The organism is Streptococcus pseudopneumoniae (genome assembly GCF_001072665.1).
Taxonomy (GTDB): Bacteria; Bacillota; Bacilli; order Lactobacillales; family Streptococcaceae; genus Streptococcus; species Streptococcus pseudopneumoniae_S.
In genome coordinates this window covers 1-11,184 of sequence record NZ_JVJI01000114.1, presented here as the reverse complement: position 1 = coordinate 11,184, position 11,184 = coordinate 1, and the positions used below count along the sequence as shown (strand labels likewise).

Below are 11,184 nucleotides of genomic sequence, written 5' to 3'. Positions count from 1 at the left end.
GAAAAAATATCTATTTTTGTTCGGAAAAATAATATTTTATATAGATTTGTATAAGTTGTATAATGTGAAAGCGGATATTAAAAGAACTAGAAGGATCTAGTTCTCAGATTTTGTATTTAACGAATACTATGCTTATTCATCTTTTGTTCAAAGATAGTCGTGATAATCTGACGTAATTCTTCACGTTCTTTTTCTGGGATTTCACCACTTGTTTGAGCTGCAGCGTATAGTTCAGGGTGTTCAATTGAAATGCGTTTTACAGTACGTGTCGTAGCATGTTTTCTGACGAAAAATGGGATTCGCTTAATCAAGTCTTGTGGGACAAGTGCAAGAATTTTTTTAGCAGTTTCCTTGTCACTAATTTTAGACGTCGTAAGCCCCTTCTTAATCATTTCCTGTTCTTTTTCTGTAAAATCTTTTAATTCCATTCGATTAGTCCTCCTATTTTCTCTATGTTAAATTATATACCAATTGTAGCAAGACGACAAATAGTCTGTTTGTAAAAAGCTCTCTATACTACAATTTTCCTGTCACTATTAATTGCTCTTTAATGAAAATCACAAATCCTTTTGGAGAGATGACAAGCTGATTCTCCAATTCTCGGCAATTGCTTGCTAATGCTACGGTTTCTTTCTCTAAAAGATAATCTTTTGTTGATTGGTTAAAGATCACTTTAAGGACATGTCCTTCGTATTTCCACTCCAAGGCAACTACATCTTGTTTGATTTCTTTTAGGCTATACTTACCATGCTGAATGGTTGATGACGCTTGTTTTCTAATATTAATCAGCTGCTTCATGAAATTCAGCATGTCATTGTCACTTGATACTTGTTCCCAAGGCATACAACGACGACAATCTGGGTCTGGACCTCCGGTTAAAGCTAACTCTGTTCCGTAATAGATGCAGGGTGTTCCTTTTTGTAAAAAGAGGAAGGCTAAGGCTGATTTAACCAGTTGAACATCTTCATCTGCCGTCCACAAGATTCGCTCTGTATCATGCGAATCCAAGAGATTAAACATAACCTCTGAAATCTGCTGCTTGTAATACATAGACTGGCCATTGATTTCATTGATGAACTGGTCAGTCTTCTTAATTCCTAGTAATAAATAGTCCTTGATGCTATCAGATAAAGGATAATTCATGACAGCATGGAACTCATCTCCATTTAGCCAAGGCTGAGCCGTATGCCAGACTTCTCCTAAAATATAAAGATCAGGCTTTTTAGCTAAAACTGCCTTGCGAAAATCCTTCCAAAACTGATGGTCAATCTCATTAGCCACATCCAAACGCCAAGCATCGATATCAAACTCTTCAATCCAATAAGTCGCAACCTTTAAAAGATAGTCCTTGACCTCTGGATTGGCTGTATTTAGCTTAGGCATATAGTCCTCAAAACCAAAAGCATGATAGGGTAAGTCTCTCTTATTAGCAAGTTTTTCAGTCGTCACTGGGAATTGTTGAATATGGAACCAATTTTTATAAGCAGACTGTTCACCATTTTTGACAACATCTTGCCATTGAGTAGATTGCGAACCAATATGATTAAATACAGCATCCAGCATGATTTTCATACCACGCTGATGAGCTTGCTCGACCAGCTCTCGAAAGGTTTCCTTGTTTCCAAAATGATGGTCGATTTCAAAGTAATTCGTCGTATTGTACTTATGATTGCTCATAGATTCAAAAATCGGACAAAGATATAGTCCAGTAATGCCCAAGTCTTGCAAGTAATCCAGATGGTCAATAATCCCCTGTAAATCACCACCAAAGAAATCATCACTCTTAGGTGTGACAGATGAATCCCAGTCTAAAGTCTCTTCTGGGTTTAATAGAGCATTTCCATTAGCAAATCTCTCAGGAAATATCTGATACCAAACCGTATCTGAAACCCAGTCAGGAACCTTGCAGGCATCAATCTCATGAAGATAAGGCAACTTAAATCCATTCCCAATAGCATGAAGATTTTCTTGAGAATTTTCCACACACCCTTTATCACCATACAAAATACTTTGAGCTTCTGTGTCCTTAAGTTCAAAGAGATACTGGATACGTGCAAAATCAACTGAGACTTCAACCTGCCAATAATCAAAGATGGCATCAGAAGTCATCTTGGACATTTCCTTTGTATCCTGATAAAACTCCTCCATAAAGATAAAAGGGTCACCATAATGCAAGTTGATGCTTTCAATATCCCCTTTCTTAGTTCGAATCCGAATATGAAGTTTCTTATCCTTATAAAGATAGGCATACTCCGACTCAGTCCTATGGTAAATAGCGCTTAATTCCATCAATTTGTCTCCTTAGTTTTAATTCAAATTTTACGCAAACGTTTTCATAATTATGATTCTAGTATACTACTTTCGTATTTTATTTTCAATGCTTGTCCGTAGATTCTAGTGATTTGGTTCTATAAATAAAAAAGCAGCCAGTCTTACAACTTGCTACTTTTCAAATGATGATTTACAAATATCTTTGCAACCACTCTATTTTTTTAAAATCCTTATTGTTATTGTGATCATTTCGATAGGAATCTTGGGAAGAAGCCTTGTAAATACTTAAAAACTGTTCCAAACTTGGAACGCGAAAAGTGATGTTTTCGAGATGAATCAGCTCTATATCCGATTCCGAAACTCCTGCAAAATCAGGTAAAGAATCGATACTTCCGAATTCAACACTCAGACCATCTTTTTTGAATTCATGCTCATGAATATCTATTAAGGCATAGCCTAAGTGTTTCATCACTTTCATTATCTTGTCCCAGTCATAAATTCTGAGATGATCAGGTGCTTCCCAACCTCTAGGATCACCAGGCACATGAATGTCAATGTCAGACGGCCTCCATTCTTCATTTGAACGGTATTCAAAACCCAAGGACCCCATGAGCGTCGGTGTGATTCCGATTTGGTTTAAATGAGAACAAATTGTTCGAAATTCATCAAATAGAGAATTCATTCCTCCTCCAACCGTTGATATAGAACTTAATTTCGTTGTGAATAATAAACTAATTTTTACCTTCTACTCTTTCGGTTTTGAAAATACTTCTACTCGCTGAGATAGGACTTTGATTTCTACAGGTAGGTTATCCGATTTATCGCCGTCAACATCTGACTCCAATTCACTATCTGAAGAGATCTTAATATTACGCGCTCTGATATACTCAATATTATCATTGCCAACAACATCTCCTTTTAGTAAATCAGGAATGACAGATAATTTAGAGAATATAGAAGCATCTTTTAGAATCAAAATATTGGCATAGCCATCTTTGTCTTCTTCAAAGATTTTCTTATCAGCGAAGTAATTTGTCAAGAGAACCAAAACATGACTAGCTTCACCATCATAATTTCCATTTTCTGTCTCAATCTTAATGTTAAAGACTTGATCCGTCATGACAGACTTCATGGTATTTACAGCATAGGCAAGAATACCAAATTTTGTTTTGTCCTCGATCTCCACATTGTGAATCGCCTCAGGCAGAGAACCGATACTAAAGATATAACCAAAATAATTGTCATTTGCTTTACCGATATCAATCTTGTTGGTTAAGTTAAAATCGAGTTCATCAATCGCACCATCGATGTCTTGATTGATTTCCAAAAGTTTCGTAATGAGATTACCAGTACCACCAGGGATAATCCCTAACTTAGGAATGTAGTCTCTCTCAGCAATACCTGAAATAACTTCATTGACCGTCCCGTCTCCACCAAAAACAACCACTGCATCGTACTGCTCACGAGAAGCTTCTTCAGCAAAATGTGTTGCATCCAACGCTTTTTCGGTAATTTTGGTTTCCACGTGCTCAAAGTATTCTTTTGCTTTATTCTCCAGCTTTTCTTTGTAATCCAAAGCCTTCTCGCCACCAGAAGTAGGGTTGATAATTAACATTACCTTTTTCATTAATTTCTCCTTAATTTTAAATAGAAATGTTTACATTTCGTCGTATGCAACTAAATGTACTCTCATTATACAATGAAAATACAGAAAAGAGAAATATGACGTACTGGAGATTGATTTATAAAAACATAGACAAAGAGTTTACTAAGAATTTCAAGCATATAAAACATAGGTTAAATAAAGATTAGCAGATAATAACAGACGAATAGCTCCAAAATATTGTCAGTTACCTATCTAAAATAAAGAAATCATTTTATTAATCTGTCCACCATTAAATCCAGCTCGCGCGAAAACTTCTTTAATAATTTCTTTTACCTCGTCCTCCTCTTCTTTCTTCCAATCCCCATGAAATTCATTTTCAATTCGGTAACTTCTTTGAATAATCACTTTTACATGATTGATTAAAAATTCTTTAGCTAATTTATGTTCATTTTCTTGAAGGAGATGTAAGTAATGACAACTTAATGAAACAACATAGTCTTTTTTGAGACTTGGAACAATATTTTTTATGATTAAACTATCCTTGTCAAAACAATCTTCAAAATAGTAATCGGTGATGAATTTGTTTAGATCTTCTCCCCAGCTTTCTTTAATCCAATCTCTCCAGTTTTGATGGGAACCACCTTTATGACAATTTATTATTATATTCATCTTCCAAAGCCAGTTATCTGCTCCATCACTTCCAGGGGGGAAACTTTCCACCACTGGCATCATATTTCCACACCAATAGTAAACAATAGCAAAAGCTTTAAAATAAGGTTGCAAATCATGTGGTATTTCTATATCATCTTTTAATATCCCGTCTTTTATCTCTTTACCACCTCTTAAGCAAGTTTCAACTTTTGCAATTCTTTCATAAGGTAACCTAATTGAAGTAAGGATATCAGCCGTAAGTGCTATACCTTTCGATTTATTGACAAGTAAATGAGCTCCCTTATATTCTGATTCTGATTTTTCTTTATATGCTTCAATCTCATCATAATTTTTAAAATTCTTTAAATTATTATAATGATTAACTGAGCTTTGAAACTTAATAATCTCCCAATCATCTTTCTCATAATAAAGATACTTCTTATAAAAATCCATTGCCTTTTTACGTACTTCAAATTCGCAATTGACATTATCACTATCTGTAATATCTACTTTATTAATAAACTCATTTACTTGTATCATAAAATATCCTCCATATTTTTTTATTATATAAACCCGTCTAAAAAGACAAAAAGATGTTTGTAAATCTACACTAGCTCACTATTTACTCCATCTTCAGAAAAAATATCCTTGACTTGCTTAACATGATTGTCACTTACTTTAAACTTAAATACTGTTGTAATCCAGCTAAGCGAACAGCAATCAAATCAAAATGTTTTAAATCCTCTAAATTATAAAACAAGACATGTATAATAGCTAGTTAAAAATTCAGATTTTCAAAACAAAGGCACTTCTATTGAACTACCTTACCATACTCTTTTATTCTATCAGCATATTCGGTCAAAAGATTCTTTGAATAAATTTTTTCATTACTTGAATTTCTAACTTCTTTCCAAAGAATAGAAGCAACTTTTAACTTGTTTGAGTAGTTACGACTATTTTCGTCTGCACAGAAATCCTTTAAAAACTGATTCCATTGACAAACCGAATGGTCATATTTGGCATAATCTGAATTTCCATAATAAACTTTTAGCATATCTTGGATTGTAAAACTCAAATCATGTTCTCTTTTGACTTTTCTCCAAGCAGTGGCCATATCAGCAGTAAATTTAAAGGGCGAAACACCTGTTAAAGTTGAGAAATATTTTCTAAAGTGTGCATTAAAGGAGAATCCACATTCAAGTAAGGGCGTATCTAAGGTAACGACTTCTACTCGTTTCTTATTTCTTTTTACTGATGATTTTTTAATCAAGTTTCCCTTGAAGTACTGCTCAATAATGTCATTGAGTTCTTGTTTTGTACCTCTATATTCAAGCCCTAATGACTTGCATATCTGTGAAAATTCATCACGATACCAGTAGTATTTATTAAACTCATCAAAGGATGTGATTGTATCAAACTCAGGTCTTCTCTCTATCAATATTTCTCCTCCTTAAAACCAATTTAGGTTGTCATCTCAAAATAATGGAGTTTTATTTTCTTTATTTTGAGGATTAGCTGCGTTTCACTAAGAAGCTTACACATTCAACGGTTCGGACTTACCGTATCATCCGTGAAAAAACAATCCTCAAGAAATAAAGGAAAATCCTTCGTTTTGATATTGTTCCATTCGTAAACAGAGTCTACAATGTCTCCAACGATTGCTCCTAGCATCTGTTTCCTTCTTATGGCATATCAGATTCGTTACACATTTCTAATGAATCACTCTTTAAAAATGGCACCACCAAATTAATCCACTCATAAGGCAGATAAGCTGATAAATAGCCGTGGTTATAGCCCTTTGCTTCATACAAAATTGTATTTGCATGTAGCTGATGAAATAATTTCGCTGATTCTTTCACACAGTTCAATTCTTTTTCACCATAGATATACAGAACCTGAGCCTTGCTAGCAGAAATCATATCTTTCAGCTTGTAATGCCCCATATAGTTTTTGTAAATGGTCACCAATGTTTTAACAGGCGTCCTTGGAAGATCCTCCAAATAATAAGCTTTTATTTCTTTTGAATAAGCTAGTTTAGGATAGAGTTTGTTCATCATGCTTAACTGAAGTTTGCAAGAGAATTTATTGAACATCAGTTTACCAAATAGAGACACTAGAAAGATGCTGATTTTAGATAACATTGGTTGAGGAATACAGAGGCTTCCGTCTATGATGACCTTCTTAGCAATTTCACTGTCTAAAGACAAAAGCTCCATGGCAATTTGACCACCAAGTGAAACACCACCGATTGCAAACAATTTCCCACCACAGTTTGCTTTGATATAGTCTAGAATCTCCAATGCAGAATCTTCAGTAGAAACATAATCAAGTTGATATTCCTCGCCGTGGCCATTCAAAGTGGGTAGAATAATACGGTATTCTTCTTTTAAGATTCGTGCTTGACGAAGATAATTCCACCAAGAACTGCCACCACCATGTATCAGTAAAATAGGAGGCAAATTCTTATCACCAAATTCATGGAATTTCATGTTTAAACTCCTTACTGTAGGACTTTCACTAGCTAATTTTCCTTGTTCAATCAGCTCTTAAAGCAGTACCACACACTCGACATAAAACGAGTGAACACTATGTATGCCAAGTGAACATGTATGTGGGGACATGTCTATAAACCTTTTGACAATAGCATAAGGTTATCGTTAAAAGGTATAACCCCGACAAACTATGATTTACTCATTTCATTAAATCAGCTATTTCATTCTTCCCATACGCCTTTACATTTTGAATTACATCCTGTTTCCTCTTAATTGATTCAAACAATGATATATCTAGTACATTTGCGAATTCTTCAAACTGAACCTGCCCGATTCTTCTTATTTCTTTAAGTTTCTCGGCATCTCTTACCTTTCTCTCTGCCTCACTCTTGGGGTATCCTTGCCCAAATGTCTCCGAGAAAAGTGCTTCTATTGTTCTTTCAAGATTTTCAGTACCTGACCATGTATAATTTTCACCTAATGGTAATGATATCGCATTTCCATTATTAATCTGAGCAAATAAATAGGCATCATTCGGTGTAGGTGCATACCCGCAAATGACATCAGGCATACTATTACAAGCAAGCATCATTCCTTGTCCGGAAGAACAGCCCGTAACAACGAAATCAACTGTCCTACTTGCCAACAAGATACCTATAAGAATAGAAATCTCTATATACGAGTATTTTTCATTTTCTTCCAACGTACAGCCAAAATTTATAACCTCAGATTTCTTTGGAGCATACTTTAATACAGCATCATAGATTATTTGATTTTTAGTCGCTTGCGAACTTGCTTGAATAACTCCGATTCTCATTCTTCCCCCTACAACTTCTAATTTAATTATTTCTTTTTCTTTGGTTTGGGTGCCGGTAATTCATCATATATTGAATTGAACAAGCCTTTATTTTCTACACTTCATTTATTCACTGGTTGCAACTTTTGACATCAAAACTACCGCCTCCACATGTCTTGACGGTTACTACCTATACTGTGAAACGAAATCAAAGCTGCTGAATATCCGTATTAAACTATTAAACGTAACTAATGCGAGTATTTACGGCTTCGTTAATATACAGTATTGTTACATCTATGCCAAGTTTCCGATAGTTAGTTCTTCTTTCTTTATTTAAATCTTTACAAATCCAACTAGCGAGAAGGGTTGTTTATCTCAAAACTCATTGAACCTTTGGTTCCTCGATTAGTATAATAATTTCCTTCTAGTTGATTTGGATTATCAATATCAAGAATTACCGTCCCATAATGTATAGGACTTTGCAATTCAGCCCTTGGGCTATTTAAATATGTATAAATTAATTTTTGTGTTCCATTATCATTGATAATTGATGCTGTAATGCTATGGCTCGAACTTTCACCCGTTTTAAACTTAACTTTAATAGTCGTAAATGACTGTTCAATAGTAAGTTCACAATTTCTTTCATTCTGATCATAGTCCGTCTTGAAACTACCTACATAATTCGCAAATAAAATTGGAACATTATGAATCTTAGATAGTAATGGCCACCGCCATGCTGTTTTTTCAAAAATAGCCATAATAATTGCTGTAACTGATATAGCTTCACCAATATACCCAACGGCTGAATATACCAATGCCAAAATATCAGATTTAAGATTCACTGCAATCTCTTGGCCACTTATTAACAATCTTAATAACAAGCAAATTGCAAAAACCCATATTGTAATATTCAAAAATTTTTTCTGCTGTTCATTCATAAGTTTTATTTATAATCCAAAAATTCAATCATTCTAACTAAAAAAGTTTTTGTATCCTGTAAATTCCATTTCTTCTCTGAACGAAAAAGGTAATACATTCCACTTACTTCAACCCAATTTAAATTCACTTGAGACACTATGTAATATAACGCTTGCTGTAACAACCCTGTGTAGCTATTACTATTGAAAAACATCTGTTCAGGTATATTCCAGACCAAACATTCTATCAAATATGAAGAAATGCGTTCGTTTGTCAATCCTAGCTCCTGCATCTCGTTCTTAATATGCTTCATAATACTAACTAAATATTTATATTTATAGTGAGTAGATTTATTCTTAGAGATACCATTTTGTATATGAACTTTAGGATAATTAATTACTTCATAATTTCCGTTTGAGGTAAAAAATTTGATGCCTTCAACAAATTTTTCAGATGACCTGCTACCAATATATCTATAATTTCGATATTGAAAACATGGGACTACATCTGCATTTACGTGATATGAGTTAGAATTAATATTGATACACTTATTGCCAATAGAAACTGATTCTGCACCAAATTTTGAAATTAACGCTTTAATCACTTCGTTTTTAAATACATTAGCATTGGTGCTGCTACTAGAGTAATTATAGTCTAGGTCCGATAACCCATCTACATACTCACAATAAAATAAAGATTTCACCATGATACAGATATCAATGTCGCTATTTTTCTTTACATTCGTATTATTTGCATAAGAACCTTGGGCAAAAATTTCATATTCATACTTTGAAGAGAGCCCACTCCTTTCTATTGCATCTTTAATCATTCCAATAGTATTTTCAACCCGTGTTTCTTCAGTGGCAGATAACGGCTTAATCCATGATTGTAATGCTTCTTCAGAATATCTCATTATAAAACAACTCCATTTTAGTTTTTTGGTTAATTCATAAAAAGTAACCGATATTAAAAAAATCCTACATATAATTATACCACTAAACAAGAAAAAAGGCTGCAAACATAGTGAACTATACTATGCCTACAGCCTTATAAATCAACTTCTGTTCCTTCCAAAAATCTAACGGTTATCTGTCCATCCTCCGAAATCAAAATACTATCTAGTACCTGACACATCTCAAAGGAATCATATTCCCAACACTCCTTATTTATCAATTCAGCCAGTAACACACTGTAATGCTTTTCTAATAACTGGTTTTCTTCCAAGATCTTATTCCACTTTCCATGCAACAAATCCATATTCTCACTCAGTAGTTTAACTGCCATCATTACAGCTTTCTCTAGTGTTCCCTCATCGATATGGTTATTCTGACAACCAATCTGTCCCTTTACCTTATAACGGTTGTTACACTGCCAAACTTTACGTTTGCCACGACTGGTCGTCCAGTTCTTACGTCCAAAAGCTGAACCGCATTCTGCACAGAACACCTTGGTAGTAAAAGGGTTGTCCTCATTTTGCATGATGTAGAAGAAATTGAAAAAGAAAATAGACTTCAGACAGCAATTGATGTTGTCAGAGAACAGTTTGGCTTTTTAGCTATTCAAAAAGGAACCGTCCTAACCGAAGGTTCCAGAAATATTGAACGTAGTAAACTTATCGGCGGTCATTCCGCTGGTGGATTGGAGGGATTAAAATGATTGATCGTTCATACTTGCCATTTCAGTCAGCAAGAGAGTACCAGGATACTAAGATGCAAAAATGGATGGGCTTTTTCCTATCTGAGCATACATCAGCACTCACTGACGATGCAAACAAAGTAACGTATATGTCAGATTTGTCACTGGAGAAGAAATTATTACTCCTCAGTCAAGTTTATGCTGGGCAACTGAACACGCGCATTCATGTCGTTGAAAAAAACAAGCGTGTTTCTTATACTGGAACAATACCAAGTCTGAATAAAGATTTCATTTTGATAAAAACTCCAACAGGTCACATTAATTTGAAATTGAAAGACATTGTTAGTATTGAACTTGTAGAGGAGGTGCTCTATGAATCAGCTTGAGTTTCAGCGTAATCACCTACAAATGGACTATTACAGCGAGAGCTACCAAGATTTTGAACGTGACTTCTACCGCTACTCCAACATGAATATTCCATTGACCTTCCTGACCGATGATATCCTCAAAACAATGGCGACTTCATGTAAGAATTACTTTGTCCTGAATAAGGAGAAGTCTAAAGATAACCGCGATCACTTCTTCATATTTGAGGTAAGTACCATAGATGAAAATCCGCTAATCTACCGATATTCTTACAAGAATACAACAACTTACTTAGCACAAAAATAGGAGCAGTTCGATTTACTGTTCCTATTTTTAAACTTCATAAAATCTAAAGTCTTTATACTCTTTAACAATGGAGTCGCCAGCCAGAACAGACTATACTGACCAGCGACTACCTTAAATTTAATGTTTCAGATTTATTTTCTTAT

Annotated in this window: 14 protein-coding genes and 1 pseudogene; 3 read left to right on the top strand and 12 right to left on the bottom strand. The window is 34.4% G+C overall.

The features are described 5' to 3' along the window. Positions 1-116: 116 nt before the first annotated feature. The 12 genes from ADH52_RS06855 to ADH52_RS06805 form a co-directional block, all read right to left on the bottom strand. Positions 117-428, bottom strand: coding sequence for a hypothetical protein (locus ADH52_RS06855; protein ID WP_049510694.1), 312 nt, complete (start codon positions 426-428; stop codon positions 117-119). A gap of 88 nt (positions 429-516) precedes the next feature. After that, positions 517-2,289 (bottom strand): glycoside hydrolase family 13 protein, encoded by a 1,773-nt coding sequence (locus ADH52_RS06850; RefSeq protein ID WP_049510693.1) that lies wholly within the window; start codon positions 2,287-2,289, stop codon positions 517-519. A gap of 172 nt (positions 2,290-2,461) precedes the next feature. Then, positions 2,462-2,953 (bottom strand): nucleotidyltransferase domain-containing protein, encoded by a 492-nt coding sequence (locus ADH52_RS06845; protein WP_049510691.1) that lies wholly within the window; start codon positions 2,951-2,953, stop codon positions 2,462-2,464. A 63-nt stretch (positions 2,954-3,016) separates the two neighbouring features. Beyond that, entirely contained in the window at positions 3,017-3,898 is an 882-nt protein-coding gene (locus tag ADH52_RS06840) for a diacylglycerol/lipid kinase family protein (RefSeq protein WP_049510690.1), read from the bottom strand. Positions 3,899-4,129: 231 nt separating this feature from the next. Then, positions 4,130-5,068: a hypothetical protein gene (locus ADH52_RS11700; RefSeq protein WP_239668891.1), complete on the bottom strand. Its 939-nt coding sequence runs from the start codon at positions 5,066-5,068 to the stop codon at positions 4,130-4,132. A 271-nt stretch (positions 5,069-5,339) separates the two neighbouring features. Beyond that, the gene (locus ADH52_RS06830) at positions 5,340-5,966 is read right to left on the bottom strand and encodes an SAP domain-containing protein (RefSeq protein ID WP_049510689.1); all 627 of its coding nucleotides are present in this window, start codon (positions 5,964-5,966) and stop codon (positions 5,340-5,342) included. A 104-nt stretch (positions 5,967-6,070) separates the two neighbouring features. Further along, on the bottom strand, positions 6,071-6,199 hold the full coding sequence (locus tag ADH52_RS11695; RefSeq protein WP_080977865.1) for an ADP-ribosylglycohydrolase: 129 nt from the start codon (positions 6,197-6,199) through the stop codon (positions 6,071-6,073). Between the two features lie 11 nt (positions 6,200-6,210). Further along, positions 6,211-7,017 carry an alpha/beta hydrolase gene (locus tag ADH52_RS06825; protein WP_049510688.1) on the bottom strand — a complete coding sequence of 269 codons (807 nt, stop codon included), beginning with the start codon at positions 7,015-7,017 and terminating at the stop codon, positions 6,211-6,213. A gap of 202 nt (positions 7,018-7,219) precedes the next feature. Beyond that, complete coding sequence (locus ADH52_RS06820; protein WP_049510687.1) at positions 7,220-7,837, bottom strand: RpiB/LacA/LacB family sugar-phosphate isomerase; 618 nt, start codon at positions 7,835-7,837, stop codon at positions 7,220-7,222. 332 nt (positions 7,838-8,169) lie between these two features. Beyond that, positions 8,170-8,754 carry a hypothetical protein gene (locus tag ADH52_RS06815; RefSeq protein WP_049510686.1) on the bottom strand — a complete coding sequence of 195 codons (585 nt, stop codon included), beginning with the start codon at positions 8,752-8,754 and terminating at the stop codon, positions 8,170-8,172. A gap of 5 nt (positions 8,755-8,759) precedes the next feature. After that, the gene (locus ADH52_RS06810; RefSeq protein ID WP_049510685.1) at positions 8,760-9,647 is read right to left on the bottom strand and encodes a nucleotidyltransferase domain-containing protein; all 888 of its coding nucleotides are present in this window, start codon (positions 9,645-9,647) and stop codon (positions 8,760-8,762) included. 134 nt (positions 9,648-9,781) lie between these two features. Beyond that, positions 9,782-10,213, bottom strand: a complete 432-nt coding sequence (locus ADH52_RS06805) for a zinc ribbon domain-containing protein (RefSeq protein WP_001178677.1) — start codon at positions 10,211-10,213, stop codon at positions 9,782-9,784. Here ADH52_RS06805 and ADH52_RS06800 point away from each other — a divergent pair. From ADH52_RS06800 to ADH52_RS06790, 3 genes and pseudogenes are all read left to right on the top strand, one after another. Beyond that, a pseudogene (locus ADH52_RS06800) lies at positions 10,211-10,390 on the top strand (DNA polymerase); the annotation flags it as partial. The gene ADH52_RS06805 and the pseudogene ADH52_RS06800 overlap by 3 nt on opposite strands. Further along, positions 10,387-10,755 (top strand): hypothetical protein, encoded by a 369-nt coding sequence (locus ADH52_RS06795; RefSeq protein ID WP_046391443.1) that lies wholly within the window; start codon positions 10,387-10,389, stop codon positions 10,753-10,755. The pseudogene ADH52_RS06800 and the gene ADH52_RS06795, both read left to right, overlap by 4 nt. Beyond that, positions 10,742-11,041 (top strand): DUF5960 family protein, encoded by a 300-nt coding sequence (locus tag ADH52_RS06790; protein ID WP_046391444.1) that lies wholly within the window; start codon positions 10,742-10,744, stop codon positions 11,039-11,041. The genes ADH52_RS06795 and ADH52_RS06790 overlap by 14 nt, the downstream gene beginning before the upstream one ends. Positions 11,042-11,184: the final 143 nt, after the last annotated feature.

Excerpts from the sequence above, each read along its gene's own strand:
- ADH52_RS06795 (WP_046391443.1), top strand. The coding sequence starts at position 10,387 with ATGATTGATCGTTCATACTTGCCATTTCAGTCAGCAAGAGAGTACCAG.
- ADH52_RS06790 (WP_046391444.1), top strand. The coding sequence starts at position 10,742 with ATGAATCAGCTTGAGTTTCAGCGTAATCACCTACAAATGGACTATTAC.
- ADH52_RS06855 (WP_049510694.1), bottom strand. The coding sequence starts at position 428 with ATGGAATTAAAAGATTTTACAGAAAAAGAACAGGAAATGATTAAGAAG.
- ADH52_RS06840 (WP_049510690.1), bottom strand. The coding sequence starts at position 3,898 with ATGAAAAAGGTAATGTTAATTATCAACCCTACTTCTGGTGGCGAGAAG.
- ADH52_RS06820 (WP_049510687.1), bottom strand. The coding sequence starts at position 7,837 with ATGAGAATCGGAGTTATTCAAGCAAGTTCGCAAGCGACTAAAAATCAA.
- ADH52_RS06845 (WP_049510691.1), bottom strand. The coding sequence starts at position 2,953 with ATGAATTCTCTATTTGATGAATTTCGAACAATTTGTTCTCATTTAAAC.
- ADH52_RS06810 (WP_049510685.1), bottom strand. The coding sequence starts at position 9,647 with ATGAGATATTCTGAAGAAGCATTACAATCATGGATTAAGCCGTTATCT.
- ADH52_RS06850 (WP_049510693.1), bottom strand. The coding sequence starts at position 2,289 with ATGGAATTAAGCGCTATTTACCATAGGACTGAGTCGGAGTATGCCTAT.
- ADH52_RS06815 (WP_049510686.1), bottom strand. The coding sequence starts at position 8,754 with ATGAATGAACAGCAGAAAAAATTTTTGAATATTACAATATGGGTTTTT.
- ADH52_RS11700 (WP_239668891.1), bottom strand. The coding sequence starts at position 5,068 with ATGATACAAGTAAATGAGTTTATTAATAAAGTAGATATTACAGATAGT.
- ADH52_RS11695 (WP_080977865.1), bottom strand. The coding sequence starts at position 6,199 with ATGCTAGGAGCAATCGTTGGAGACATTGTAGACTCTGTTTACGAATGG.
- ADH52_RS06825 (WP_049510688.1), bottom strand. The coding sequence starts at position 7,017 with ATGAAATTCCATGAATTTGGTGATAAGAATTTGCCTCCTATTTTACTG.
- ADH52_RS06805 (WP_001178677.1), bottom strand. The coding sequence starts at position 10,213 with ATGCAAAATGAGGACAACCCTTTTACTACCAAGGTGTTCTGTGCAGAA.